The sequence below is a fragment of the Streptomyces albiaxialis genome (assembly GCF_039530985.1).
Classification (GTDB): Bacteria; Actinomycetota; Actinomycetes; order Streptomycetales; family Streptomycetaceae; genus Streptomyces; species Streptomyces albiaxialis.
Genome location: NZ_BAAAPE010000028.1, coordinates 201,254 through 227,581 on the forward strand (window position 1 = coordinate 201,254; position 26,328 = coordinate 227,581).

At 72.1% G+C, this 26,328-nt stretch carries 23 protein-coding genes and 1 pseudogene; 16 read left to right on the forward strand and 8 right to left on the reverse strand.

All coding sequences use genetic code 11. The features are described 5' to 3' along the window. Positions 1 to 6: 6 nt before the first annotated feature. The 3 genes from ABD343_RS38185 to ABD343_RS38195 are packed head-to-tail and all read right to left on the reverse strand — an operon-like array spanning position 7 to position 5,934. Positions 7 to 624 carry a hypothetical protein gene (locus ABD343_RS38185; RefSeq protein ID WP_344535179.1) on the reverse strand — a complete coding sequence of 206 codons (618 nt, stop codon included), beginning with the start codon at positions 622 to 624 and terminating at the stop codon, positions 7 to 9. Next, positions 621 to 968 carry a hypothetical protein gene (locus ABD343_RS38190; protein ID WP_344535180.1) on the reverse strand — a complete coding sequence of 116 codons (348 nt, stop codon included), beginning with the start codon at positions 966 to 968 and terminating at the stop codon, positions 621 to 623. The genes ABD343_RS38185 and ABD343_RS38190 overlap by 4 nt, the downstream gene beginning before the upstream one ends. Beyond that, complete coding sequence (locus ABD343_RS38195) at positions 955 to 5,934, reverse strand: HD domain-containing protein (RefSeq protein ID WP_344535181.1); 4,980 nt, start codon at positions 5,932 to 5,934, stop codon at positions 955 to 957. Before ABD343_RS38195 ends, ABD343_RS38190 begins: the two co-directional genes overlap by 14 nt. 178 nt (positions 5,935 to 6,112) lie before the next feature. Between ABD343_RS38195 and ABD343_RS38200 the strand changes: the two genes are divergently transcribed. Further along, complete coding sequence (locus ABD343_RS38200; RefSeq protein WP_344535183.1) at positions 6,113 to 7,264, forward strand: PQQ-dependent sugar dehydrogenase; 1,152 nt, start codon at positions 6,113 to 6,115, stop codon at positions 7,262 to 7,264. A gap of 9 nt (positions 7,265 to 7,273) precedes the next feature. Here ABD343_RS38200 and ABD343_RS38205 read toward each other — a convergent pair whose 3' ends face one another. Both ABD343_RS38205 and ABD343_RS38210 read right to left on the reverse strand, forming a co-directional pair. Then, positions 7,274 to 8,263 carry a bile acid:sodium symporter family protein gene (locus ABD343_RS38205; RefSeq protein ID WP_344535185.1) on the reverse strand — a complete coding sequence of 330 codons (990 nt, stop codon included), beginning with the start codon at positions 8,261 to 8,263 and terminating at the stop codon, positions 7,274 to 7,276. Positions 8,264 to 8,486: 223 nt separating this feature from the next. Next, positions 8,487 to 9,371, reverse strand: a complete 885-nt coding sequence (locus tag ABD343_RS38210; protein WP_344535187.1) for an SCO6745 family protein — start codon at positions 9,369 to 9,371, stop codon at positions 8,487 to 8,489. Between the two features lie 72 nt (positions 9,372 to 9,443). Here ABD343_RS38210 and ABD343_RS38215 point away from each other — a divergent pair, with 72 nt between their 5' ends. The 7 genes from ABD343_RS38215 to ABD343_RS38245 all read left to right on the forward strand — a co-directional run bounded on the left by ABD343_RS38215 (position 9,444) and on the right by ABD343_RS38245 (position 17,060). After that, complete coding sequence (locus ABD343_RS38215; RefSeq protein WP_344535189.1) at positions 9,444 to 9,824, forward strand: DUF488 domain-containing protein; 381 nt, start codon at positions 9,444 to 9,446, stop codon at positions 9,822 to 9,824. 100 nt (positions 9,825 to 9,924) lie between these two features. After that, positions 9,925 to 11,118, forward strand: a complete 1,194-nt coding sequence (locus ABD343_RS38220) for an argininosuccinate synthase (protein WP_344535191.1) — start codon at positions 9,925 to 9,927, stop codon at positions 11,116 to 11,118. A gap of 103 nt (positions 11,119 to 11,221) precedes the next feature. Further along, entirely contained in the window at positions 11,222 to 12,652 is a 1,431-nt protein-coding gene (argH, locus tag ABD343_RS38225; RefSeq protein ID WP_344535192.1) for an argininosuccinate lyase, read from the forward strand. A 58-nt stretch (positions 12,653 to 12,710) separates the two neighbouring features. Continuing rightward, entirely contained in the window at positions 12,711 to 13,679 is a 969-nt protein-coding gene (locus tag ABD343_RS38230; RefSeq protein WP_344535193.1) for an aldo/keto reductase, read from the forward strand. A 91-nt stretch (positions 13,680 to 13,770) separates the two neighbouring features. Further along, entirely contained in the window at positions 13,771 to 14,865 is a 1,095-nt protein-coding gene (locus ABD343_RS38235; RefSeq protein ID WP_344535194.1) for an alpha/beta fold hydrolase, read from the forward strand. 96 nt (positions 14,866 to 14,961) lie between these two features. After that, positions 14,962 to 15,513, forward strand: coding sequence for a TetR/AcrR family transcriptional regulator (locus ABD343_RS38240; RefSeq protein WP_344535195.1), 552 nt, complete (start codon positions 14,962 to 14,964; stop codon positions 15,511 to 15,513). Continuing rightward, a complete protein-coding gene (locus ABD343_RS38245; protein ID WP_344535197.1) occupies positions 15,510 to 17,060 on the forward strand; it encodes an MFS transporter in 1,551 nt (516 codons plus the stop codon). Before ABD343_RS38240 ends, ABD343_RS38245 begins: the two co-directional genes overlap by 4 nt. A 256-nt stretch (positions 17,061 to 17,316) precedes the next feature. Here the strand turns inward: ABD343_RS38245 and ABD343_RS38250 are convergent, their stop codons facing one another. After that, positions 17,317 to 17,997: a lysophospholipid acyltransferase family protein gene (locus ABD343_RS38250; RefSeq protein ID WP_344535462.1), complete on the reverse strand. Its 681-nt coding sequence runs from the start codon at positions 17,995 to 17,997 to the stop codon at positions 17,317 to 17,319. Between the two features lie 301 nt (positions 17,998 to 18,298). Here ABD343_RS38250 and ABD343_RS38255 point away from each other — a divergent pair, with 301 nt between their 5' ends. The 3 genes from ABD343_RS38255 to ABD343_RS38265 all read left to right on the forward strand — a co-directional run bounded on the left by ABD343_RS38255 (position 18,299) and on the right by ABD343_RS38265 (position 20,674). Further along, entirely contained in the window at positions 18,299 to 19,471 is a 1,173-nt protein-coding gene (locus tag ABD343_RS38255; RefSeq protein ID WP_344535199.1) for a glycerophosphodiester phosphodiesterase, read from the forward strand. A gap of 79 nt (positions 19,472 to 19,550) precedes the next feature. Then, entirely contained in the window at positions 19,551 to 20,189 is a 639-nt protein-coding gene (locus tag ABD343_RS38260; protein ID WP_344535201.1) for an RNA polymerase sigma factor, read from the forward strand. Next, positions 20,180 to 20,674: a GNAT family N-acetyltransferase gene (locus tag ABD343_RS38265; RefSeq protein WP_344535203.1), complete on the forward strand. Its 495-nt coding sequence runs from the start codon at positions 20,180 to 20,182 to the stop codon at positions 20,672 to 20,674. The genes ABD343_RS38260 and ABD343_RS38265 overlap by 10 nt, the downstream gene beginning before the upstream one ends. Positions 20,675 to 20,881: 207 nt before the next feature. On the opposite strand, the gene ABD343_RS38270 is transcribed toward ABD343_RS38265, so the two are convergent. Together ABD343_RS38270 and ABD343_RS38275 are read right to left on the reverse strand one after the other, a co-directional pair. Further along, positions 20,882 to 21,340, reverse strand: coding sequence for a hypothetical protein (locus tag ABD343_RS38270; RefSeq protein ID WP_344535204.1), 459 nt, complete (start codon positions 21,338 to 21,340; stop codon positions 20,882 to 20,884). Beyond that, entirely contained in the window at positions 21,309 to 21,680 is a 372-nt protein-coding gene (locus ABD343_RS38275) for a hypothetical protein (RefSeq protein WP_344535205.1), read from the reverse strand. The genes ABD343_RS38270 and ABD343_RS38275 overlap by 32 nt, the downstream gene beginning before the upstream one ends. 90 nt (positions 21,681 to 21,770) lie before the next feature. Here ABD343_RS38275 and ABD343_RS38280 point away from each other — a divergent pair, with 90 nt between their 5' ends. From ABD343_RS38280 to ABD343_RS38300, 5 genes and pseudogenes are all read left to right on the forward strand, one after another. Then, positions 21,771 to 22,418 carry an HAD family hydrolase gene (locus ABD343_RS38280; RefSeq protein WP_344535207.1) on the forward strand — a complete coding sequence of 216 codons (648 nt, stop codon included), beginning with the start codon at positions 21,771 to 21,773 and terminating at the stop codon, positions 22,416 to 22,418. A 482-nt stretch (positions 22,419 to 22,900) separates the two neighbouring features. Further along, positions 22,901 to 23,992, forward strand: a complete 1,092-nt coding sequence (locus ABD343_RS38285) for a methionine ABC transporter ATP-binding protein (RefSeq protein WP_344535209.1) — start codon at positions 22,901 to 22,903, stop codon at positions 23,990 to 23,992. Continuing rightward, positions 23,989 to 24,648: pseudogene (locus tag ABD343_RS38290) on the forward strand (methionine ABC transporter permease); the annotation flags it as partial. The gene ABD343_RS38285 and the pseudogene ABD343_RS38290, both read left to right, overlap by 4 nt. A gap of 96 nt (positions 24,649 to 24,744) precedes the next feature. Beyond that, positions 24,745 to 25,518 carry a MetQ/NlpA family ABC transporter substrate-binding protein gene (locus ABD343_RS38295; RefSeq protein WP_344535463.1) on the forward strand — a complete coding sequence of 258 codons (774 nt, stop codon included), beginning with the start codon at positions 24,745 to 24,747 and terminating at the stop codon, positions 25,516 to 25,518. 140 nt (positions 25,519 to 25,658) lie between these two features. Further along, positions 25,659 to 26,297: a GNAT family N-acetyltransferase gene (locus ABD343_RS38300; protein WP_344535211.1), complete on the forward strand. Its 639-nt coding sequence runs from the start codon at positions 25,659 to 25,661 to the stop codon at positions 26,295 to 26,297. Positions 26,298 to 26,328: the final 31 nt, after the last annotated feature.

Here is a 26,328-nt window from a genome sequence, read left to right on the forward strand (position 1 = left end):
GCGTTTTCACGGACACGTCCGGGCGGGCTTGACGGTGACGGCCCCGCGCACCGTACGCCGCGTGCCGTCGTGGGTGCGGACGACGGCACGCTGCGGCGTGACGGACACGAGCCGCCCGCACAGCGCCTTGCCGGTGTCTTGAGGGGTGACCCGCACGAGGGCGGCGCGCTTGCCGCCCTTCTTCTCCGGCTTCTCCGGCGTGGCGGCCCAGGAGACGGCGACGGCGGCGGTGACGAGGAGCAGCCCGGAGAGGCAGAGCACGGCCGCCGCCCTGATGGACCCGCTCACCCGCACGCACTCGCGCTCGGTCCAGCGCCGCAGCGCCTGCCCCTCGTAGTAGATCTCCTCCCCGGGCAGCCCGTGCGAGGCCCGTACGGCGACGAGCGCGCCGATCACGAGGAGCACGAACGCGCCGAGCACCAGCCCCATCGCCAGCGCCCGGGCCCAGCCGGGGAGTTCGGCGAGGCTGTCGCGCCCCTTCAGCACGGCCAGCACGGCGACGAGCGCGGTGAGCCCCGTGAGCCCGGTCCGCCACCCCTCGGCCTGCCGCCGCAGCTCGGGCAACTGCTGGAACTCCAGCTCGCGGGCCATCTCCGCCCACCGCCGGTTCGCGTAAGCGCTCACGGCTCCCCGGTCCTCGTCCCGGTCTCGATCCGCCACTGGGCGCCGCAGCCGACGAAGGGCAGCGCGTCGGGCTGCCCCGGGTGCGGATGGCCGCACGCGCAGATGTGCACGGCGCCGCTGAGCGGATCGGGGGGCGGCTCCTCGGCTCTGTTCCGGGAGAACAGCCCCTTGGACCCGACGACGGCGAAGCCCCGCCGGTACGCCGAGACGTACGGCCCCTGACAGCGCGGGCACAGCCCCTCGACGCGCACCTCCTCGGCCGTCGCGTGCCGCGCGAACCCGTCCCGGGGGACGGTGCCCCACTCCTGCTCCTCGTAGCGCACCTCATGGTCATGCGCCGTCATCGGTGACCTCCAGCTCGAACATCGCCGCGTACACCCTGAGCCGCTCCCGCACCCACTCCGCCGTCTCCTCGACCCCTTCGGCGGCGAACGCGATGTGGGCACCGCTCACTTCGCCGGTGACGGCGGGCAGCATGCCGTCCAGGTGCGTGCTGAGGAGGGCGAGATCCTGCCAGCGGGGCAGCACGTCGGGGATGTGCGTGACGCTCGTACGGACCCCGAGGCACGCGTACGGCTCCATCCGCCGCCACGCCGCGCTCACGGGCTCGCCCAGGCGGGCCGCGATGCTCACGAGGTCGAGCGCGGTGAAGGGTTCGCCGGGTGGCGTCACCCGGTTCGTGTCCGCGAGCGCGATGACGGTGAGCCCGTCGGGGACGTGGCCGGGGAGTGCGGCGAGTTGCTCGCTCGTGAGCTCCGGGATCTTCGCGCCGAGGGCACGGAGGGGAGCCAGGTGCGCGTAGGCGTCGGCGGGGGAGAGACCGCGCTGGTGGGCGTAACGGACGAGACGTGCGGCGGTGAGGGGGGCCCAGTCCGGTGTGCGGTCCCAGTCGCGCCACGAGCCCGGGGCGACGCGGGAGAAGAGCGCGTCGAGGTAGTTGCCACGACTCGCCCCCGACGCCGACGGGGTGTCCGTGAGGCAGTCCAGGTCGGTGCGCGCGGGCCTGTAGTCCCGCACGGTGTCGGGGAGAGGCGGGACGAGCGCGGAGCGGCCGGGGAGGGCCGTGCGCGCCACGTGCCAGACGTCCGACAGCGGTTCCAGGAGGTCACAGGCCGCCGAGAACAGGGAGGCGCTCGTGAGCCGGTCCACCGGGCGGTGGGGAGACCTGTTGTCCGAGGAAACACCCAGAACCCGGCGCGTGCGCTGCGGCAGTTCGTCCCACTTCTCCAGGAGGGGCCACAGCGGAGCCACGGGCGCCCCCGCGGCGGCCAGTTCCCGGAGTCCGCCCGTGGGATCGTCGGAGTCGAAGGTCATGATGTCTCTCACGGAGATCTCGTGACGGCCGGACCATCGGACACGTGCCAGGAGGGAGGCCGCCTGGTGGGACGGGACCAAGTCGCCCCGCATGCCGCTCTCCCCGGACAAACGGGTGAACTCCACCGAGGACGCGGCGCACAGGGCCGCGAGTTCCGTCTCGGCGTCGGAGAGGGAGATCCCCCGTTCGGCCGCGAAGGACACGGCGGCCGAGGGTGTGAGACCTGCCCCTGCGCCCGACGGCCACTCCAGGTGGTTCCGTAGCCAGCCACGTAGTTCCCTGTCGGCCACCGGGCCGAACACCTCGACCGCGCGGGGCGCCTCCTCGAACGGGTCGGGCGCTTCCGGCCATAGCCAGCGAATGAGCGCCGCGCGTGCGGGCGTCCGGCGCTGCGCGTCCAGAGTGAACGGGAACTCCTGGTCGAGGGCGTAGGAAAGAGAGCTGAGAGCATGCGTGTCGTCGGGTGAGCAGACGTATGTGGAGAGTTCGGGCGGCACCGGGGGAAGAGGGCGGGGAAGGAACGGGGTGAAGGCCGCGAGGGTGCGGGCAAGGTCTCCCACCGTGCTCCCCGACCGCTGGGACGCGAAGATGATGCCGGTGAAGTCGTCGCGTGAGGTGTCGATGACAAGGGCGTCGAAGTCCGTGTCGACTCCCTGGAAACGGGATGAGCACAGCGCCGTCAGCAGCTCCCGTTCCCGGCGGGTGAGGCGCTGCCGCGCGGGGGACGAGGAGAGCGGGGGCGGGGCGAAGAGCGGGCTCATGGCCCGGAGCCGCCGCATGCGGATCAGCCCTTCCCCGAGGGTGAACCCTGCTAGGTCGAAGGAGAGCACGGCCGCGCGCCAGTCGGACGTGGGGCGCCGCGCCACGGTGCTGTCGCCCGGCCCGGCGAGGGGCAGGCCCTCAAGGCAGGCGGGGGCGTAGGGGAACGCCCGCGACTTCCGTAGTCCGAGCGCATGGGCACGCCACGGCTCGGTGAGTACGCCCGATTCCCTCAACGAGGGGTGGCCCGGTTGTTCGACGTCCTGGTCGCCCGCGAAGCACCCCGCGGAATCGAGGGAGACTCTCTCCTCCCGGCGGGGGCGGAAACTGACCGTCAGTCCTCTGCCCCGCAGGACCTCCCAGACCGTACGCAGCGCGGGCAGGCTCTTCTCCTCCATGGACCAGAGCCAGTCCATCGACAGCTCGGGCCAGTCCGGGAGGCATTCGGCGCCGGTACGCAGTATTTCGGCGGCCCACTTCTCGTCGTACGACTGGAGCCGCTTGCGGTCGACGCTGAGTTCGCCCGCGTGGTCGTCGGTCAGGTTGAGGACATAGCCGTACGGGCGCTCGTCCGTCATCACGCCGTCGCAGAGGACAGCCCCCTCCTCGGGCACCCACCACAGCGTGCCCGCCACCGCGCAGCGGGCCTTCTCCAGCGGTGCTCGCCTCCCGAGGTACAGCCGCCCCGGCTCCCACTCCTCCCGCCGCCGCCCGTCGTCCGCCTCCAACGCGAACTCGCTCACAGCGACAAGCTCACGCAGCGTCTTCGCGCACGAAAGCCCCGCCAAGTCCTCGTCGCCCCGCAGGTACAGCCGTACGCGCGTCCCGCCCTCCGGACACGTGTCCTCTCCCGCACCCTCCTCCTGCCGCCGGATCCGGAAAAGGGACCCGCTGCTCGCGATATCGACCCGGAGCGCATCGCGCACCGGACGTCCATCGACATCCACCTGGCGCGTCACCAGCGTCATCTCGTCGGCCAGCATGAAGTAGCTGAGGACGCCGATGCCGAAGCGGGAGTTGGGGTGGAGCTGGAGCGAGGGGTCGGCGCGGAGCCACTCCGTCTGTTCGCGGCGGAACGCGCGGGAGTGGACGAAGCGGCGGCCCGCCTGGGTGAAGGTCGATTCGAGCTGCTCACGGCCCATGCCGACGCCGTTGTCGCGGCACTCGACGTAGCGGCCCCGCGCGTCCTCGCCCTGGACGATGCTGATCCGGCCCTCCCAGGGTGAGGGCACAGGCCCGCCCCGCAGGGCCAGGTACCGGCCGCGCATCGCGCGGTACCGGCAGGCGTCCATCGCGTTCTGGAAGAGTTCGCGGAAGGCGAGCGCGGGGTCCCCGTACAGTTCGCGGCCCATGAGGAGGTCGCGGACCTCGGTCTGGGAGAGCTGGAAGCGCAGCAGTGGGACCTCGTACGCGGTGCCCGCCGCGCCTGGACGGAGCCCGCGGTCCGTCACGCGCGTCGGAACGGCAGCCAGCAACTCCGCCTCCCCGGCCGGCAGGCGTTCCGTCGCCCAGCCCCGCAGCAGCGCCGCGACCTCGTCGGCCTCGGCGGTGACCTCCTGCATGGCCGCGTGGACGGCCGGGTGCGGGCACGGCATGTCGAGGTACAGCTCGCCGCCCGCGCCGTCGGTGGTCCACGACAGCGCGCCGCGCATCGCGTCCACCGCGTCCGACGGCCGTACGGGGTCGGCGACGGCGAGGTGATCGGCGACGACCTCCGGCAGCGTACGGACGTCGGCCGCCAGTACGGCCGCGAGGTGCAGCAGCCCCGCCAGGGGGCGCAGGCGCATGCCGCCCGTCCGGCGGACCGGCGGGTCCTCCTCCAGCCCTTCCGGGCTGACCGCGCGGGCCAGCCAGCGCAAGGCGGCTGCCTGCTCGGCGAGCCGGTCGGCATTGGGCACGGCCTCGCCGCTCAGCTCGGCCGCGAAGCCCTCCGCCAGGTCCGCCGGTACGGTCGCGTCGCCCGGTCCCATGCGGTCCGCGATCCAGCGGTGGGCCAGCCAGAGGGCCACCGCCTCGGCGTCCTCCCTCCGCTCGGGGTCCCCGGCCAGGCCGCGCAGTTTGCGGGCGACCTGGGTGTGCTGGTCGCGCACGTGTTCCCAGTGGCGCCGCACGGGCCCCGCGTCCTTGCGGTGCCCGGCGTCCAGCACGTCCAGGTCCACGGTCCGGCTCAACTGGTCGGCCCACGCCGCCTCGTGCAGGAACGGTGCCGCGATCAGCGCCGCCACCTCCGCCACCGTCAGCGGCGTGCCCCCGGGGAGCAGCCGGGGGAGGCAGCGCCGCAGCAGCCGTACGGGGAAGTCGTCGTCGGCCCAGGGGTCGTCCCGGCGCGCGTGCGCCTTGTGGACGAGGGCCGCGCACCTTTCGGCGAGCGTCGCCAGACAGGACTGGAACCGCGCCACCCGTTCCGGCTCCGCGTCCCGCGCGGCCTCCCACAGCACGGGTTCGCGCGTCGCCGCGCTCCACTCCTCCGACAGCCGCCGCCCCTGGCAGATCTCCGTCGAACTGGTCGCGCGCCCGGCGTCCGTCCCGTAGTCGACGAGGGGCCGCTGCGGGGTGTGGCCCGCGCGCAGGGCGAGCCTGGGGGCGTGGGCACGTACGTGCTCGTACACCTGCTCAAGCGTCTGCGGCGAGGCGTACGGATGCAGGGCACCGGCGAGGGCGCGGCTGAAGAAGCTGCCCTCGGCCGTCGCGCCGCACCGTTCGCCGGGGGAGCAGCCGACCAGGACGGCGAGCTTGCGGCCGGGGCGCACGCCGACGCGGGTGGCGAACGCCGTCTCGCCCTCCTCCGCCGTGTCCCGGCACGCGTCCACCGCCCACAGCACGGTCTCCGCGCCCGACTCGGCCAGGTGCGGGGCGATGTCGGCGGGGATGAGGCCCTGCGTGTACGCCAGGGACCAGTGGCCGTCGGCGGGCACGCGGGCGTCGGCCGGGACGAGATAGTCGGTGCCGCCGAGCCGGATGCCGTGCCCGGTGAACGCGACCACGAACGTGCCTCCGGCGGGCACCGCGCGGGCGGCCTCGTCGAGGCGGGTGAGAATGCCGGTGCGGGTCGAGTCCTCCCCCGCGCACCGCTCGACCTCGTACCCCGACCCCTCCAGCGCGTCGCCCAGCAGCCGCAGATCGGCCCGCACGGCCTCGCGCAGCGACGGGAACGTCTCCGGTGCCCCGGGCACCTCGCCGACGCCGATCAGCAGGGCCCTGCGCGCGGGCGCCCCAGGAGGAAGGTCGGTGGTCATCCGCCTCATGATGCCATCCGGGGCCCCCAACGCCGGGCGGCGAGAGGGCGGTTGGCGGCGACGCGGCGGGTCCGCGGGTATTCCTCCGACAGGTCTGCACCATTACGCTCAACCGTAGCCAGGAGCACATCCACCCCCACCCACCGCTGCCTCCAGGAGGTTCACGGTGAAAGTTCGCATGGGCTCCCCCCGGATCGTCTCGGCGATCGTCGGTTCGTTCTGCCTCGTCGCGACGCTCGCGCTCCCCAGCGCGGCCGCCGGCGAGAAGGCGCCGCCCGAGAAGTCCGCGAAGAAGGCGGGCGTCGCGCTCAGCAAGGTCGCCACGGCGAAGAATCCCACCGCGGGAACGGCCGGTCCGGACGGGACCGTCTGGATCGCCGAACGGCCGGGAACCGTACGGGTCCTGAGCGACAAGGGACTCGGCGACCCCGTCCTCGACATCACCAAGGAGACGACGAACGACGGCGAGCGGGGCCTGCTCGGCCTCGCCTTCGACCCGGAGTTCGAGCACCTGTACATCGCGTTCACGAACCTCGAGGGCACCAGCACCGTCGACGAGTTCGCGGTGAAGGGCGGCGAGGTCCAGAAGGACACCCGCCGCACCGTCCTCACCCAGGAACAGCCCTACGCCAACCACAACGGCGGCGACCTCGCCTTCGGCCCCGACGGCATGCTCTACATCGCCTTCGGGGACGGCGGCAGCGGCGGCGACCCGCACGACAACGGCCAGAACCTGGGCACGTTCCTCGGCAAGATGCTCCGGATCGACCCGGGCAAGGGCGATCCGTACGCGATCCCCGAGGGCAACCCCTTCGCCGACAAGCCCGGCGCGAAGCCCGAGATCTGGGCGTACGGGCTGCGCAATCCCTGGCGCTTCTCGTTCGACGCGGCCAAGGGCGACATGCTCATCGGCGACGTCGGCCAGAGCAAGCGCGAGGAGATCGACTGGGCCCCGGCGAAGAGCGGCGGCGGCGAGAACTACGGCTGGTCCCGCATGGAGGGCACGCTGGCCTTCAACGGCGAGGAGCCGGAGAACCACGTGCCGCCGGTCTTCGAGTACGACCACACCCCGTCCCGCTGCTCCGTCACGGGCGGCTACGTCTACCGGGGTCAGAAGGTCAAGGCCCTCAAGGGCAAGTACGTCTTCAGCGACTACTGCGAGGGCGACATCCGCGCCCTGTCGATGAAGAACGGCCAGGTCACCGGCGAGACCAACCTCGGTGTCAACGGCGGCGAGGTCGTCGCCTTCGCACAGGGCGGCGACAAGGAGCTGTACGCCCTCGCGATCGGCGGCGACATCTACCGGCTGGACCCGGCGAAGCGCCCGTAGCCCCTCCGCTCACTCCTTCTCGGGCGCGGTGGCGCCGGGGCCGCGCCGCGCGAACCAGGCGGCGGCCAGCGCGCCCGAGACGTTGTGCCACACGGAGAAGACCGCGGAGGGCAGCGCGGCCAGCGGGCTGAAGTGCGCCGTGGCCAGCGAGGCGGCGAGCCCCGAGTTCTGCATGCCGACCTCGAAGGCCATGGCGCGGCCCGCCGGCTCGCCGAGCCGCGCCAGCCGCCCGGCGCCGTAACCGAGCGCGAGGCCGAGGCCGTTGTGCAGCACGACGGCGAGGAAGACCAGCAGCGCCGCCGACTTGATCGCGTCGGCGCTCCCGGCGACGACGATCGCCACGATCACGGCGATCGTCAGCGCCGACAGCCACGGCAGCACGCCCAGGGCACGCGTGACGTAACGCCCCGCGAGCAGCCGTACGAGCAGCCCGGCGATCACCGGCAGCAGCACGGTCTTCAGGATGTCGGTGACCATCGAGCCCGCGTCCACCGGCAGGTACTCGCCCGCGAGCAGCAGCGTCAGCGGCGGCGTGACCAGCGGCGCCAGGACCGTGGAGACGGTCGCGACCGAAACGGACAGCGCCACGTCGCCGCGCGCGAGATACGTGACGACGTTCGACGCGGTGCCGCTGGGCGCGCAGCCGACGAGGATGACACCGGCCGCGAGCTGCGGCGACAGGTCCAGCGCGTGGGCGATCAGCCAGCCGAGCCCCGGCATGATCACGTAGTGCGCGACGAGCCCCAGCGCGACGGCCCAGGGGCGCTGCGCGACGCCCTTGAAGTCCTGCGGCGTCATCGTCACGCCCATGCAGAACATCACCACACCGAGCAGATACGGCACCGCCTCGGCCCCGCCCGTGAACGTCCCGGGGCTGAGCAGCCCGAGCGCCCCCGCGAGAAGGACGAGCAGGGGGAAGAGGGTGACGGCGCGCCGGGCCCCACGGTCCGCTTCCGCGGGGGCGCTGCTCTGGGAGGACTCGGCCTGTTCGTTTCGCACCGCCTGATCGAACGCTTAGCTGGCCCTTACACGCAAGACCGTCTCAAAATGTGGTGCCTTCAACGAAGTGCCGCTCAGGGGCGCGGGGAACTGCGCGAACGGCCACGACGCGCCCGCGTTCGGCGACGCACGGGCAGGGGCTGCCCCTGTCCGTGTTCTCGCGGGCCGCGGGCACGTCGTGGCTTGTCGCGCAGTTCCCCGCGCCCCTGGAAGTGGGGCTCTCCTACCGAGGGCCCGGAGCTTTCACGGTCAGGATGCCCAGCGTGGACTGGGAGGGAAGCAGTCCCGAACCGACCACGGCCATAAGGGCTGGACCGTTCAATTCGGCGAGCCGGGCGCAGCCCTCCGCGCCGAGCGCCCGGTACGGCGCGGCGGCCAGCTCGTCGGTCGTCCGCTCGACGGAATCGCGGAGCCGGCGCCCCCGCTCCGTGGCGTGCCCCGCGCCGTCGACCAGGCCGCGTGCGGCGAGCCGCTCCCGCGCCGCGGTCCACTCGGCCTCGCTCCAGCCGCGCGAGGCGAAGTTCTCGACCGGCGCCGCGTCGACCGCGGCGAAGGAGACCAGTGCCTCGCAGCCGTCGAGCCCGGCGGTGAGCAGCGCGGCGAGATGGCCGTCGCCCCGGTGCTCGCGCAGCACGTTGCCCGCCTGCCACAGGACGAGGTGCGGCTCGTCGGGCCAGCCGAGCGCCGCGTTGGCGGCGGCGAGCGGGCGCCCGGCGAAGTCGCACGCCTCGGCGGCCGTACGCGCGAGGGCCGCGGTCTCGGCCAGTGCGGGGTCCGCGATCCGGTCGCCGAGGATCGCCCTGAGCGTCCGGTCGGCGCCGCGCAGCCGCGCGTCGAGGACGGCGGAGGGCGCGGCGACGTCCCACGCGGCGGGGACGTGCTCGCGGACCATGCGGGGGCTGAAGCTGTAGAACGCCGCGGCGACCAGCTCCGGGCCCGCCGGGCCGAGCGGGGCCGCGCGCAGCGCGAAGTAGGAGGGCCAGCGGGCGCCCGTGTCGTATCCGAGGGCCCCGGTCTCCTCGGCGACCTGGGGTGCGAAATAGACCGAGGCGTAGAGGGGTTCGAGCTGGTGCCAGGTCTGCCGGGCGAGGCTCGGGAAGTCAGTCATGGGCCCAGCCAACCCCACCAATGTGAACGCTGTCAACATGTATCCGGAGCCTTCCCCGTGCATGCTGGACGCATGGCTGCGAGCAAGCGCAAGAAGGGCATCGAGGTCCGGGTGCGGCGCGCCTATGAGGCGCCCGATCCGGCGCACGACGGAGCGCGGGTGCTGGTCGACCGGCTCTGGCCGCGCGGCCTGGCGAAGGCCGACGCGGAGCTGGACGACTGGGACAAGGAGGTGGCCCCCTCCCCGGAGCTGCGCAAGTGGTACGGGCACGACCCGGAGCGCTTCGAGGAGTTCGCGAAGCGCTACCGCGCCGAGCTGGACAGCGAGGAGGGCCGGGCCGCGCTCGACCGCCTCCGCGGTCTCGCGGACGGCGGCACGCTCACCCTGATCACGGCCACCAAGGACCTCGACCACGCGCACACGGCGGTGCTGGCCGAGGAGCTGAAGGGCTGACGTCCGGGCGCTCGCGCGGCCCCTCGCGGGTTGCGTTGACGAAACATACGGTGGAGTGCATACTTATACCTGTCAGCGCATGCACCGTAAGGAGAAGCCCGTGACCGAGCGCGTCGTACTCGCCTATTCAGGCGGCCTGGACACCTCTGTCTGCATCGGCTGGATCGCCGAGGAGACCGGCGCCGAGGTCGTCGCCGTCGCCGTCGACGTCGGCCAGGGGGGCGAGGACCTGGATGTCATCCGCAAGCGTGCGCTGGACTGCGGTGCGGTCGAGGCGGAGGTCGCGGACGCGAAGGACGAGTTCGCCGACGAGTACTGCCTCCCGGCGATCAAGGCCAACGCGCTGTACATGGACAAGTACCCGCTGGTCTCCGCGCTGTCCCGGCCCACCATCGTCAAGCACCTCGTCGCCGCCGCGCGCAAGCACGGCGCGAGCACCGTCGCGCACGGCTGCACCGGCAAGGGCAACGACCAGGTGCGGTTCGAGGCCGGCATCTCCTCCCTCGCGCCCGACCTCAAGTGCATCGCCCCCGTGCGGGACTACGCGATGACGCGGGACAAGGCCATCGCCTTCTGCGAGGAGAAGGGCCTCCCGATCGCGACGACCAAGAAGTCGCCGTACTCGATCGACCAGAACGTCTTCGGCCGGGCCGTCGAGACCGGCTTCCTGGAGGACATCTGGAACGCGCCGATCGAGGACGTCTACGACTACACGTCGAACCCCGCCACCCCGCGCGAGGCCGACGAGGTCGTCGTCACCTTCGACAAGGGCGTGCCGGTCGCCGTCGACGGCAAGCCGGTCACCGTCCTCCAGGCCATCCAGCAGCTCAACGAGCGGGCGGGCGCCCAGGGCGTCGGCCGGATCGACATGGTCGAGGACCGGCTCGTGGGCATCAAGTCCCGCGAGGTGTACGAGTCGCCGGGCGGCATCGCCCTCATCACCGCCCACCAGGAGCTGGAGAACGTCACGGTCGAGCGGGAGCTGGCCCGGTACAAGCGGCAGGTCGAGCAGCGCTGGACCGAGCTGGTCTACGACGGCCTGTGGTTCTCCCCGCTCAAGCGCGCCCTGGACGGCTTCATCGAGGAGGCCAACCAGCACGTCTCCGGCGACATCCGGATGACCCTGCACGGCGGCCGGGCCGTCGTCACGGGCCGCAGGTCCGAGCAGTCGCTCTACGACTTCAACCTGGCGACGTACGACACGGGCGACACCTTCGACCAGTCGATGTCCAAGGGCTTCATCGAGATCTTCGGCCTGAGCAGCAAGATCGCCGCCAAGCGTGACCAGGCGTAGGGCGTAACGGGCAGAATGTGACGGGCCGTCGTGCTGCCTCGCGCAGCGCGACGGCCCGTACGCGTACAACGAGACCGCACCACGCACCAGGAGCAGGCAAGCCGTGAGCAGCACCGAGAACACCGATCTCCGCCTCTGGGGCGGCCGTTTCGCCGACGGCCCCAGCGAGGCCCTCGAAAAGCTCTCCGCCTCGGTCCACTTCGACTGGCGCCTCGCGCCGTACGACATCGCGGGCTCCCGCGCGCACGCCCGGGTCCTGCACAAGGCGGACCTGCTCACCGCGGACGAGCTGGAGCGCATGCTCGCGGGCCTCGACCGGCTCGAAGAGGACGTGGCGGCGGGCGACTTCACCGGCACCGTCGCCGACGAGGACGTGCACACGGCGCTGGAGCGCGGCCTCCTGGAGCGCGTCGGACAGGACCTCGGCGGCAAGCTGCGCGCGGGCCGCTCCCGCAACGACCAGGTCGCCACCCTCTTCCGGATGTACCTGCGCGACCACGCCCGTACGCTCGGCGGGCTGCTCGCCGACCTCCAGGGCGCCCTCGTCGGGCTCGCCGAGGCGCACCCGGACGTCGCGATGCCGGGCCGCACGCACCTCCAGCACGCGCAGCCCGTCCTGTTCGCGCACCACGTCCTCGCGCACGCCCAGGCGCTCTCGCGGGACGCGGAGCGGCTGCGCCAGTGGGACGCGCGCACGGCGGTCTCGCCGTACGGCTCGGGCGCCCTGGCCGGGTCCTCCCTCGGGCTCGACCCGGAGGCCGTCGCCGCCGACCTGGGCTTCGAGCACGGCAGCGCGCCGAACTCGATCGACGGCACGGCGTCCCGCGACTTCGCCGCCGAGTTCGCCTTCGTCACCGCGATGATCGGCGTCGACATCTCGAAGATCGCCGAGGAGATCATCATCTGGAACACGAAGGAGTTCTCCTTCGTGACCCTGCACGACGCGTTCTCCACCGGCTCCTCGATCATGCCGCAGAAGAAGAACCCGGACATCGCCGAGCTGGCGCGCGGCAAGTCCGGGCGGCTGATCGGCAACCTGACGGGCCTGATGGCGACGCTCAAGGCGCTGCCCCTCGCGTACAACCGGGACCTCCAGGAGGACAAGGAGCCGGTCTTCGACTCCATCGACCAACTGGAGACCCTGCTCCCGGCCTTCACGGGCATGATGGCCACGCTCACCGTGCACGGCGACCGGATGGCCGAGCTGGCTCCCGCGGGCTTCTCGCTCGCCACCGACGTCGCCGAGTGGCTGGTGAAGCAGGGCGTGCCGTTCCGCGTGGCGCACGAGGTCGCGGGGGAGTGCGTGAAGGTCTGCGAGCGCGAGGGCATCGAGCTGGACGAGCTGACGGACGACCAGTTCGCGGAGATCTCCCCGCACCTGACGCCCGAGGTCCGCGGCGTGCTCAACGTGCCGGGCGCGCTCGCCGCCCGCGACGGGCACGGCGGCACGGCGCCCTCGGCCGTCGCCGAGCAGCTCGCCGCCTTCCGGAACGACCTGGAGACCCAGCGGGAGTGGGCTGCGGCGAAGAGCTGAGGCGGGCGGGTACGGTGGTGCGGCCCGTGAAAAGAGCCGACTGAGCTGGGAGATCCCCATGCCCTTCGCCCGCCTCGCCCAGGCGACGACCCCCACGGCCCATCTCGGCCTGGGCCTCGCCGCCGTCGGCCGCCCCGCCTACATCACGCTGGGCCGGGACGCCGAGCTGCCCGAGCGCACCCCCGAGGCCCTGCGTGCCCGTACGCACGAGCTGCTCGACGCCGCCTACGCCCAGGGCGTGCGGTACTTCGACACCGCACGCTCGTACGGGCGCGCCGAGGAGTTCCTCGCCGAGTGGCTGGGCGCGCACCCCGAGGCCCAGGACGTGGTCATCGGCAGCAAGTGGGGCTACACGTACACCGGCGAGTGGCGCATGGACGCCGAGGCGCACGAGGTCAAGGACCATGGCACCGCGGCGTACGACCGCCAGCTCGCCGAGACCCGGGAGCTGCTCGGCGACCGGCTCGACCTGTACCAGATCCACTCCGTCACCCCCGACAGCCCCGCGCTGACCGACACCGCGCTGCACGCCCGGCTCGCCGAACTCGCCGGGCAGGGCGTCACCGTCGGCTTCAGCACGAGCGGCCCCGCGCAGGCCGAGGCGATCCGCGCGGCGCTCGCCATCACCGCCGACGGCGGGCCCCTCTTCCGCACGGTCCAGTCCACGTACAACGTCCTCGAACCCTCCGCGGGCGAGGCGCTGGCGGAGGCGCACGACGCGGGGCTCACCGTGATCGTGAAGGAGGCCATGGCCAACGGGCGGCTCGCGGGCACGCACGCGCCCGAGGCGGTGCGCGAGATCGCCGGGGCCGCCGGGTCCACGCCCGACGCGGTGGCGCTGGCGGCCGTCCTCCGGCAGCCCTGGGCGGGCGTCGTCCTCTCCGGCGCGGCGACGGCCGCGGAGCTGCACACCAATCTGCTGGGCGCCGCCGTGGACCTCGACGGGGATCAGCTCGCCCGGCTCGCGGCCCTCGCGGAGGAGCCCGAGGCATACTGGCGGCACCGCTCCGGGCTGCCCTGGAGCTGAGGAGACGCCGCGCGCGAGCGGCTTGGGTGCATGACACAACGGTTTCCGGGCAGGTGCGCTTCCGCACCATCCACACCTGGGAGACCGAAAAATGAAAAGAGCGAAGAGCCTGTCGTCGGCCGCGGTGGCGGTCACTCTCTCCGTGGCGGCCGCCGCCGGCGCCATCGGCTTCACGGTCGGCGCCACCGGCGCCTCCGCCGAGAAGCGCCCGGAGCCCCGCGTCCAGGACTCGTTCGACCCGCTGGGCCCGCCGATGCACAAGCTGGAGCGCGCCGGCCGCACCGTCCACTACAGCGACACGGGTGACACCGGCAAGAGGGGCGCCCAGCCCGTCGTCTTCATGGGCGGCACCGGCACCACGGCACGCGCGGCCGGGATGACCGAATTCCTGCGCACCACCCGCGAGAACCTGAACGAGCGGGTCATCTCCGTCGAGCGCAACGGCTTCGGCGACACCGAGTACGACGGCAAGCTCGGCTTCGACGACTACACGGCCGACGTCAAGGCCGTCCTGAACAAGCTCGGCGTCAAGAAGGCCGCCGTGATCGCGATATCCGGCGGCGGGCCCTACGCCGCGCACTTCGCCGCCGACGCGCCCTCCCGCGTCGCCTCGCTCCACCTCGCCGCCGCGCTCCCGCCGTACGGCGCGAAGGCCGACTACTGCGGCAAGAGCGACGCGGAGCTGAAGAAGTACTTCGGCGAGCAGATCCGCGACCCGCGCAAGTGGTGGGGCTACCCCGACGACAGCCCCATGCACAAGATCCCCGGCTTCACGGACACCGCCGAGGAGGACGGCGCCCGCTCGTACTACCTGCGCGGCCAGAAGGGCGACCCCTCGGCCCAGGTGCACGAGCAGAAGCTCTACTGCGAGCGCCCCGGCCCCGACCTGTCGGACTTCAAGGCCCCCACGTACGTCTACACGGGCCTGAAGGACACCACCGTGCCGCCCGCCACGCAGGCGCTGTGGAACAAGGCGCTGCCGGGCGAGCCGGTCGTGCGGAAGTACGACGACAGCGGCCACGACGTGCAGTACCGGCACTGGGACCAGATCCTGCTTGACATGGGCGGCTACGCCGACCGCACGCCCGTCTGCGTCGGGAAGCGGACGAAGGTGCTGCCGGAGGACGCGGCCGAGCGCGCCGTCGAGAAGGGCGCGACACTGGGAAGCTGCGCCTGGCGCAAGTGAGCCTCTGACGAGAAGCGCCCCGCCGTCCGCACGGCGGGGCGCTTTTCTCGTGCTTCGTTTGCGACATTCATGTCTCACATGCTCTACTTGTGTCTCATGAGCGTCGATCGTGAAGAGCTGCTGAGCATGGCCGCCGACCTGCTGACCCGCAGGCCCACCTCGTCCATGGACGAGATAGCGAAGGCCGCCGGCATCAGCCGCGCCACGCTGCACCGGCACTTCGCCGGGCGCGACGCGCTGATCCGCGCCCTGGAGAACCTCGGGCTGCGGCGGCTGGAGGCGGCCGTGGACGCGGCGCGCCCCGAGGAGGGGGACGCGGCCGAGGCGGTCCGCCGGATCGTCGCCGAGGCCGAGCCCGTCGCGGGCTTCCTCGCCTTCCTCGTCACCGAGAACCAGCTCTTCGAGCCGGGGGACACGCACGAGGGCTGGGCCCGTATCGACGACAGGTTCGCCGCGCTCTTCCGGCGCGGCCAGGAGGAGGGCACGTTCCGCATCGACCTCACCGCGGCCTGGCTGACCGAGGCGCTCTACGCGCTGATCAGCGCCTCCGCGTGGGCGGTGCAGGACGGCAAGGTCGCGGGACGCGACGCGGTACGGATGACCGCCGAGCTGCTGCTCGGCGGGGCACGACGGAGCACGGAGCAATGAACAGCAAGATCGCAGAACCCCCCGGGACCCCCGCGGACACCCAGCCGCGGCGGCTGCGCTGGCTCGCGCTCGCCGTCCTCGTCCTGGCCGTGCTGCTCGTCGGCATCGACGCCACCGTCCTCGGCCTCGCCGCGCCCTTCCTCAGCGAGGACCTGCGTCCCTCCAGCACCCAGTTGCTCTGGATCGGCGACGTCTACTCGTTCGTGATCGCCGGACTGCTCGTGTCGATGGGCAGCCTCGGCGACCGGATCGGCCGCAAGAAGCTGCTGCTCACCGGCTCCGTCGCGTTCGGCGCGATCTCGGTCCTCACGGCGTACGCGCACAGCTCCGAGGCCATGATCCTGTGGCGGGCCCTGATGGGCGTCGCGGGCGCGACCCTGATGCCGTCCACGCTCGCCCTCATCCGCAACCTCTTCCACGACCCGCGCGAACGCAGCCTCGCCGTCGGCATCTGGGGCGCGATGACCGCGGCGGGCACGGCCGTCGGCCCGGTCGTCGGCGGCTTCCTGCTGGAGCACTACTGGTGGGGCTCGGTCTTCCTGATCAACCTGCCCGTGATGGCCGTGCTGGTGGTCGTCGGCATCAAACTGCTGCCCGAGTCGAAGAACCCGGCACCCGGCCCCTGGGACCTGCCGAGCGTCGGCCTGTCGATGGTCGGCATCATCGCCGTCGTCTACGCGGTGAAGGAGGGCGCGGCCTACGGCTTCCGCTGGGACGTGGCCGTCGCGGCCGTGGCGGGCCTCACGGCGCTGTGGGGGTTCGTCCGCCGCCAGTTGCGGCTGCCGCACCCCCTGCTGGACATGCGGCTGTTCGCCCACCGCGGCTTCACCGGCGCCGTCCTCGCCGACCTGCTGACCATCCTCGGGCTGTCCGGACTGGTGTTCTTCCTCTCCCAGTTCCTCCAGATGGTCCAGTCCCGCTCGCCCTTCGAGGCCGGTCTCGCCGAACTGCCCGCCGCGCTCGGCTCGGTGACCGCGGGTCTGCTCGCGGGCTGGGCGGCCCGGCGTACGTCCGTGCGGGCCGCCGTCTCGGGCGGGCTGGCGGCGGTCGGCCTCGCGCTGGGCGCCTGCGTCTGGCTCCAGGCGACGACGGGCTATCTGCTGCTGGGCAGCGTCCTGCTCGTCGTCGGCATCGGCGCCGGGCTCGCCTTCACCGTCACGGCCGACGTGATCCTCTCCAGCGTCCCCAAGGAGCAGGCCGGTGCCGCGTCAGCCGTCTCGGAGACGGCCTACGAGCTGGGGGCGGCGCTCGGCATCGCCCTGCTCGGCTCCGTGGTCACGGGCGTCTACCGCTCCTTCACCACCCCGCCGGGCGTCCCCGAGGCCACCGCCGAGCAGGCCCGCCACTCCCTCGGCGAGGCCGTGGAGACGGCACACCACGTGCCCGGCGCGGCGGGGGAGCGGCTCCTGACCGCGGCCCAGGACACCTTCACCGAGGGCCTCCGCCTCGGCGCGGGCGTAGGCGCCGCGATCCTCCTGGCGGCCTCGGTACTGGCCTGGTACCTGCTGAAGGGGCAGCGGCTCGGAGAAATCCCGGAGGAGGAGTGACCCGGCGGTCCACACGTGCCCGGCATGGGCGGCTGCGCTTGCCAGCCCTGCTCTCCCAAGCTCTTCGAGCAGGGAGGTGCCCCCATGCGCAGACCTCCCGAGCTTCGCGGAGCACCGGAGGGTGCCCCATCAGGGGCGCGGGGAACTGCGCGATCGGCCACGGCGAAAGCCGCGGTCTGCGGAGCGCGGCAAGGTGCAGCCCCTGCTCAGAACCCGAAAGAGGGCACGGGAACAATTCCGGTGAGCCCTCGCACGGTCAGGCGGCCTTGGCCTTGGTGGCGTACATGTCGACGTACTCCTGGCCGGACAGTCGCATCACGTCGCTCATGACCTCGTCCGTGACGGCGCGGAGGACATAGCGGTCGCGGTCCATGCCCTCGTAGCGGGAGAAGTCCAGGGGCTCGCCGAAGCGGACCGAGATGCGGCGGCCGCCGCCGATGCGGGGCAGGCCCTTGCCGCCCGGCTGCACCGTGTCCGTGCCGATCATCGCGAACGGCACGACCGGGGCGCCGGTCATCAGGGCGAGCCGGGCGATGCCCGTACGGCCGCGGTAGAGGCGGCCGTCGGGGGAGCGGGTGCCCTCCGGGTAGATCGCGAAGACCTTGCCCTCCTCCAGCACCCGGCGGCCCGTCATCAGCGCCGCGACACCGCCGCGCCCGCCGTCTCGGTCGACCGGGATCATGCCGACCCCGGTGAAGAACCAGGCCATGAGGCGGCCCTTGAGGCTCTTGCCCGTGACGTACTCGTCCTTGCCGATGAAGAAGACCTGCCGGTCGGTGACCAGCGGGAGGATCATCGAGTCGATGAACGTCAGGTGATTGCCCGCGAGGATCGCCGGACCCGTGTCGGGGATGCGCTCCGCTCCCTCGACCTTCGGCCTGAACAGCACGCGAAGAAGCGGGCCGAGCACTGCCTTGATCAGCCGGAAACGGGACAACGGACCCTCCGCCTTGTCGAAATCGGTCGTGCGCGGGAACGCGCAGTTGAGGACGATACTCGGCACTACCGGTGAGTTGCACACCGGGTTCACATGGTCGATACGAAGAGTTGACGTGGATTACGACCGCTTTGCCCGTACGACCACCCACACGCTCCGTCCCGAGCGCCGTCCCACGCCACGCGTGTTTCCCTGCTGTTCGGACATATGTCTCCCCGGTGTACCGCGCATGGATCTACGATCGGCGCGTTCTGTGTCAGGTCGTGCCGGATCCCCGGCGCCACGGAGTGGAGGAGAGCCCATGGACCAGGAGCAGCAGCCGGGCCGGAGAACCCTGCTCGGAGCGGCCGTGCTGGGCGCCGCCGGAGTCGGCGCCACCGCGCTGGGCACCGGCTCGGCGCAGGCGGCGGGCGAGCGGAAGGCGGGCGGCAAGGGTGGCGGCAAGGGGGACCGCCACGAGCTGCCCGTACCCCTCGTCGTGGCCCACCGCGGCACCAGCGGCTACCGCCCCGAGCACACCCTCGGCTCCTACCAGCTCGCGCTCGACATGGGCGCCGACGTCATCGAGCAGGACCTCGTCCCCACCAAGGACGGCCACCTGGTCTGCCGTCACGAGAACGACATCACCGCGACCACCGACGTCGCCGACCACCCGGAGTTCGCCGCCCGCAAGACCACCAAGAAGGTCGACGGCACGGACCTCACCGGCTGGTTCACCGAGGACTTCACCCTCAAGGAGCTGAAGACGCTGCGCGCCAAGGAGCGCATCCCCAAGCAGCGCCAGCACAACACGCTCTACGACGGCCGCTGGGAGGTCCCCACCTTCGAGGAGGTCCTGGAGTGGGCCGAGAAGGAGGGCCGCAGGCGCGGGCGCCGGATCTGGCTCCACATCGAGACCAAGCACCCCACGTACTTCCGCAAGCTCGGCCTCGGCCTGGAGAAGCCGCTCGCCAGGCTGCTGCGCCGGTACGGCCGCCACAAGGCCCACTCGCCGAACTTCGTGCAGTCCTTCGAGCCGAGCAGCATCGAGCAGCTCAGCAAGCTCGTGGACTGCCCCGGCGTGGTGCTCCTGTCCACGCTGACCTCCCGCCCCTGGGACTTCGTCGAGGCGGGCGACCCGCGCACCGTCGCCGACCTCGTCAAGCCCGAGGGCCTGAAGTGGATCGCGAAGTTCGCGCAGGGCATCGGCCCCACCCTCGACCTCGTCATCCCGCGCAAGTCCGACGGCACGCTCGGCGAGGCCACCACCCTGGTCCGCGACGCGCACGCGCAGAAACTGGTGCTGCACCCGTACACGATGCGCAACGAGAACAGCTTCCTGCCCGTCGACTTCCGCAAGGGCAGCAACCCGAACGACTACGGCGACGCGTTCGGCGCCTTCAAGCGGTACTTCGAGACCGGCATCGACGGCATCTTCTCGGACAACCCCGACACCGCGCTGCTCGCGGCGGCGGACTTCCGCGACCGCGACTGATCCCCCGGGGACAGACCGCATACGGGTGACGTGCCGCCCGCTCCGCAACCGGGGGCGGGCGGCACGCGTACCCCGTCGTATGACGGAACTCACCCTCCTCGACCCGCACTTGGCGGCCCTGCTGGACGCCGAGTGCGAGGCCGAGGCCGCGGCCTGCCCCGGTACCGAGGCCGAGGACCTGCGCCAGGGCGTCTGGCTGCGCTGGCTGCGGCGGGTGCGCGAGGAGGGGCCGCCCCCGGCGCCCGCCGCCTGGCTGGGCGCGGCCGTACGGGCGGAGGCCGAGGCCGGACCGTCGCCCCTGCCGCCCCGCGTGCCGCTCCAGCGCCGCGTCACGGCCGCCGACGGACTCGCCGACGCCGCCTCCGAGGCCGAGGCGGCGGTGCTCGTCGCCGAGCGGCGCCGCGCGCTCGCCGCCGCCGTCGCCGGACTGCCGGGGCGCTGCCCCCGGGTGCTGCGCGCGATGCTGGCCCGCGCGGACCTCACCTACCCCGAAATGTCCCGTGAGTTGGGAATCTCACAGGGCAGCCTGGGGCCGCTGCGTTCCCGTTGCCTGGCCCGCCTGCGCAGAATGCTCACGACGGAGGTTGCGGCACCCGGACTTAGGGGAAGGGTGCGAGAGGCAACCGGCGTCACCAGGGCAGAAGGCCCGGGCGCGAAACCCTCACTCTCGCGTGCCCGGCCGCACACAACTTGGGGAGGCATGCGCACATGGGCATGAGCGTGACCATCTCTGCGGCGACCGAGCAGGACGCCGAACAGATCCTGAAGCTCCAGTACCTCTGCTTCCAGCGGGAGGCCGAGCTGTACGGGGACTACGGCATCGAGCCGCTCACGCAGACCCTCGACGACTTCCGAGCCGAACTGGCCCGCTGCTGCGTGCTGGTGGCCCGGCTCGGCGAGGAGGTCGTCGGCTCCGTGCGCGGCACGGTCGACGACGACGGGACCGCGCGGATCGGCAAGCTCATCGTGCACCCCCGCCTCCAGCGGCACGGCCTCGGCGGCCGGCTGCTCGCCGCGGTCGAGGACCGCCTCGCGCAGGAGTGGGCCGCCAAGCGGTATCACTTGGTGGCCGGTGACAAGAGCGAGGGCAATCTCCGGCTGTACCGGAAGAACGGGTACGCGCCGGTCGGCACCGAGAACGACCGCCGGGTCACGCTGATCGCCCTGGAGAAGGAAGCGACGACCTACGCCACGAGCGCGTAGCCCCCAACGCCGCCCGTCCTGCGAGGAGAGCTCAACCCCTCCTCGCAGCACGGGCGGCACTTCTCGGCTGCGCCTGGCCTGCGGCCTCCGTGCCGGCGCCCGGCGCTTCTCGGGCTGCGCCCGGGGTGCCCCTTGCGGTGCTTCGCAGGGTGCGCCGCGCGCTGTGGCCGCTCGCGCAGTTCCCCGCGCCCCTGAGCGGGGCACTCTCTAGTCGGACGCCGACCGTGCCCGGCGGAGCCACAGCAGGCCCGTGACCGGGAGGATCACCGGGAGGAAGAGGTAGCCCATTCCGTAGTCCGACCAGACCGTCGCGTCCGGGAACGCGGAGGGTTCCGCCAGGGTCCAGGTGCCGACGACCAGGACGCCCGCCAGCTCCACGCAGCAGCACACCAGCGCCGCCTTGCGCGCGCCCTCGCCGCCCCGTACGAGCGAGACGGTGATGAAGGCGTACACGAGGGCCGCCACCGCCGAGAGGACGTACGCGAGCGGCGCCTCGTCGAAACGGGTCGTGAGCTGGACGATCGAGCGCGAGGCCGCGCCGACCGTGAAGATGCCGTAGAGCGTCACCAGCAGCTTGCCGGGTCCGCTCGCGATGCCGCCGCGCGGGGACTTCCGCTCGGCCGCGGTGTCGGCGTCAGGCACCGGTTCCGCCTCCCCAGATGTCATGCAGCCGCACCTCCAGCACGGCCGCCACCACCGCGCCCGCCACCACCGTGAGCGAGCCCCACTTCGTGCGCTCCGTCAGCGAGATCAGGCCCACGACGGGCACGCACGCCACCACGCCGATCAGGTACGACACGAAGATCACGGCCCCGTCGGCGGGCTCCTCGCCGCCAGCGAGCTTCACGATCCCCACGACGAGCTGGACCAGCGAGAGCACCGTGACGACGGCCATACCGATGAAGTGCCAGTCCTTGGTGGGCTGGTCCCGGTAGGCGGCCCAGCCGCACCACGCGGCCAGCGCGAGCGCGGCCACGGCGAGCGCGACAGTGAGCGGGGTGAGCATGGACGGAAGTCTAGAAGGGCTCCGGCCCCCGGGAGGCGTCGGCCCCCGCCCGTGCGGGCCCGCGCACGTGCTCCCGTACGCTGGCGAATCATGAAGATCAGCCCGGACGCTCTCCTTTTCGACAACGACGGCACCCTGCTCTCCTCCATGGAGTCCGTGGTCCGCTGCTGGACCGCCTGGGCCCGTGAGTACGGGATCACCGAGGAGGAGTTCGCCGCCGTCGAGCTGCACGGCCGTCCCGCGGCCGAGATCGTGGCCGACCTGGTCCCCGCCGCGCGCGTGCCCGAGGCGCTCGCCCGGATCGAGCGGCTGGAGGTCGAGGACGTCGCGGGCGGCGTCCATCTGCTGCCCGGCACGGCCGAGCTGCTGCGCGCGCTGCCCCGGGAGAGCTGGGCCGTCGTCACCTCGGCCACCCGCGAGCTGGGCGAGGCCCGGCTGCGCGAGGCCGGTATCGACGCGCCGCTGGTCATCGCCGCGGACGACATCACACGCGGCAAGCCCGACCCGGAGCCGTATTTGCTGGCCGCCCGCAAGCTGGGCGTCGACCCGGCCCGCTGCGTGGTCTTCGAGGACGCCCCGGCCGGGCTGGAGGCGGGCCGCCGGGCGGGCATGACGACCGTGGGCTTGGCCACAACCCACACCCGCGACGAGCTGGCCGCCGACGTGGTCGTCGGCAGCCTCGCGGACGTAACCGCGCAGGTCACGGCGGGTGGACTGCAGATCACGGCGGAGGACTGAGCCGCCCGCCGCGGGGGTGCCGAAGGGCCCGGAATCCCACGGGGGTGTCCGTCATGCGGACACCCCCGCCCTCATCCGACCCTCCTTCTGCTTTACTGGCGACCATGAACACGACGAGCTGCCGCACCCTTGCGACCGAGGCGAAATACGCGCCCGGTGCTCGTTGTATGCGCATGCGCGCCATGCGGCGAATGTGTGCCCTCTGAGGGCCCCCGCCTGAGCAGCGCCGCATAGCAGGCTCGCGCCCCGAAGCGAGCCACGAGCCCCGCGTGCTCCGCAGAGCCGTACATCCCCGTACGAAGCACCCTTCCGCCGCCGGACCGGTCCCGGCGTCCCACGCCCGCGCCCGTTCCCGCGCGGCGGCGGCCGTACGCGCCCTGCCCTGCCCCTGACTCCGACCCGTGCGCGTCCCCCGCACGGGGCCCCGCCCGGCGCCGCCCCCGCGCGCCGCGGCCTCCACTCACGACAACCACGGAAATCCTGTGATCACGACTACGGACCTGACCAAGGTCTACCGCACCCGGGACCGCGAGGTCACCGCCCTCGACGGCGTGAACCTCCATGTCCGCGAAGGCGAGGTCTTCGGCGTCGTCGGACAGAGCGGCGCCGGCAAGTCCTCCCTCATCCGCTGCGTCAACCTCCTCGAACGCCCGACCTCGGGCACCGTCACCGTCGACGGCCAGGACCTCACCGCCCTCGCGGGCAACGGCAAGGGCCACCGCGCCTCCCGCGAGCTGCGCGAGGCCCGCGGCCGTATCGGCATGGTCTTCCAGCACTTCAACCTGCTCTCCGCACGCACCGTGCGCGGCAACGTCGAACTGCCGCTGGAGATCCTCGGCCTCTCCGGCCAGGAGCGCACCCGCAAGGCCAATGAGCTGCTCGACCTCGTCGGCCTCGCCGACAAGGCGGGCAGCTACCCCGCGCAGCTCTCCGGCGGCCAGAAGCAGCGCGTCGGCATCGCCCGCGCGCTCGCCGGAGACCCCAAGGTGCTGCTCTCCGACGAGGCGACCTCGGCGCTCGACCCCGAGACCACCCGCTCCGTCCTGCAGCTCCTGCGCGACCTCAACCAGCAGCTCGGACTGACCGTCCTGCTGATCACCCACGAGATGGACGTCGTCAAGGCCGTCTGCGACTCGGCCGCGCTGATGAAGGGCGGCCGGGTCACCGAGTCGGGCACCGTCGCCGAGCTGCTCGCCACGCAGGGCTCGGAGCTGGCCCGCGAGCTGTTCCCGGTGGGCGGCCAGCCCTCGGAGCCCGGCCGTACGGTCGTCGACGTCACGTTCCACGGCGAGACGACGACCGAGCCGGTCATCTCCAAGCTCTCGCGCACCTACAACGTCGACATCTCGATCCTCGGCGCCGCCATGGACACCGTCGGCGGCAAGCAGGTCGGCCGGATGCGCATCGAGCTGCCCGGCAGTTTCGACGACAACGTCGTGCCGATCGGGTTCCTGCGCGAGCAGGGCCTGACCGTCGACGTGGCCGCCGTGGCCGGGTCGCCCGCCGTCCCCGCGCCGGAGGGGCGCAAGGCGGAGGAGAAGCAGGACGAACTCGCCGAGGAGGGTGCGAAATGAGCTGGTCCGAGATACAGCCCCTGCTGTCCGAGGGCTTCCTGGACACCCTCTACATGGTCGGCTGGTCGGCCCTCGTCGCGCTGATCGGCGGCCTCCCGCTGGGCGTGCTCCTCGTCCTCACGGACAAGGGCGGGCTCCTCCAGAACACGCCCGTCAACAAGGTCGTCGGCGCGATCGTGAACGTCGGCAGGTCCCTGCCGTTCATCATCCTCCTCATCGCGCTGATCCCCTTCACCCGCCTCGTCGTCGGCAGCTTCATCGGCCCCACGGCAGCGATCGTGCCGCTCGCCATCGGCGCGATCCCCTTCTTCGCGCGGCTCGTCGAGACGGCCGTGCGCGAGGTGGACCGGGGCCTGGTCGAGGCCGTGCAGGCGATGGGCGGCGGCACGCCCACCGTCGTCTTCAAGGCCCTGCTGCCGCAGGCGCTGCCGTCCCTGGTCGCGGGCCTGACGACCACCGTGATCGTCCTCATCGGCTACTCCGCGATGGCGGGCACGGTCGGCGGCGGCGGCCTCGGCTCGGTCGCCGTGCAGTACGGCTACCAGCGTTTCGAGACGACCGTCATGGTCGCCACCGTGGTCGCGCTGATCGTCGTCGTCACCGCCGTCCAGATCATCGGCGACGCCGTCGTCCGCGCGCTCACCGCGCGCCGGGGCGGCAGCGGCGCCGACTCCGGCGCGGGCAAGAGGCTTGCGCGCCTCGGCCGCGGCCGTACGGTCGCCGTCGCCGCCGCGGTCGTCGTCCCGCTCGCGCTGATCGGCTACGGGCTCGGCTCGGGCGGCGACGACAAGCAGACCCTGAAGATCGCCGCGTCGCCGACCCCGCACGCCGAGATCCTGGAGTACGTCGAGAAGAACCTCGCGGAGAAGGAAGGGCTCAAGCTCGACGTGCGGAAGTTCAACGACTACGTCGTGCCGAACACCGCCACCGAGAGCGGCGAGGTCGACGCCAACTTCTTCCAGCACAAGCCGTACCTGGACGACTTCAACGAGAAGAAGGACACGCACATCGTCCCCGTCGTCAACGTCGAGGTCGAACCGCTGGGGCTCTACTCGAAGAAGATCAAGAGCCTCAAGGGCCTGACCTCCGGCAAGACCGTCGCGGTGCCCAACGACAGCACCAACGAGGGCCGCGCGCTCCACCTCCTCGCCGACCACGACGTGATCGAGCTGAAGTCCGGCGCGGGCCCCGAGGCGACCCTCGGGGACATCACGGACACCAAGGGCCTGAAGTTCAAGGAGCTGGAGGCCGCCTCGGTCCCGCGCGCCTTCGACGACGTGGACGCCGCCGTCATCAACGGCAACTACGCGGTGGACACCGGGCTCAACCCCTCCAAGGACGCGCTGGCCGCCGAGAAGGTCAAGGGCAACCCCTACGCCAACTTCCTCGCGGTCAAGGACGGCAACCAGGACGACCCGAGGATCAAGAAGCTCGCCAGGCTGCTCAACTCCGACGAGGTCGAGAGGTTCATCGAGGACAAGTACAAGGGGGGCATCGCTCCGCTCTTCGGGGCTGTGCGAGGCTGAACACTCGCTGACCCCGGGGCAAGTCCCCGTATCGACAAGTCTCTTCTCAGCGCCGGATCCCCGTTCGCACGGGGGTCCGGCGCTGCACATCACGGTGCCGATGCTGCATGCTGTGCACCCCGACCTGTATGGAGCGGCGCATGACTTCGACCTTCCCGGACATCTCGATCAGCACGGACCGCCTCGTGCTGCGCCCGTTCGAGGAAGCGGACATCCCGGCGCTCGTCGAGATGGTGACCGACGACCAGGTCATCGCCTGGACCACGTACCCCGTCCCGTACACCGAGGCGGAGGCGCGCGCGTACGTCTCCCGCGAGGCACCCGCCGTACGGACCGGGGGCGACGGCATCGTCTTCGCCGTCACCGAGTTCCTCACCCAGCGCCTCGTCGGCGTCGTCGAACTGCGCCGCACCGACTGGCGCGTCCTCTCGGCCCAGGTCTCCTACATCACCGCGTCCTGGGCCCGGGGCGAGGGATACGCCTCCGAGTCGGTGCTCGCCCTGGCCCAGTGGCTCTTCCAGGACCAGAAGTTCGAGCGCCTCGAACTGCGTACGGGCGCCGACAACACCGCGGCCCAGCAGGTCGCGCAGAAGCTCGGCTGCATCAGCGAGGGCGTGCTGCGCAACGCGTGGATAGCGCGCAGCCGCACCGAGGACGGCGGCTGGACCGACATCAGGACCGACCTCATCGTGTGGAGCCTCCTCCCCGAGGACCTCGACGGCGCCTTCGAGGAGCAGGCCGACACCAGCGGCCTGGCGCCGTACCCGTACGCTCCGTGACCGTCCCGCTTCCACGGGTGCGGTAGGGCCG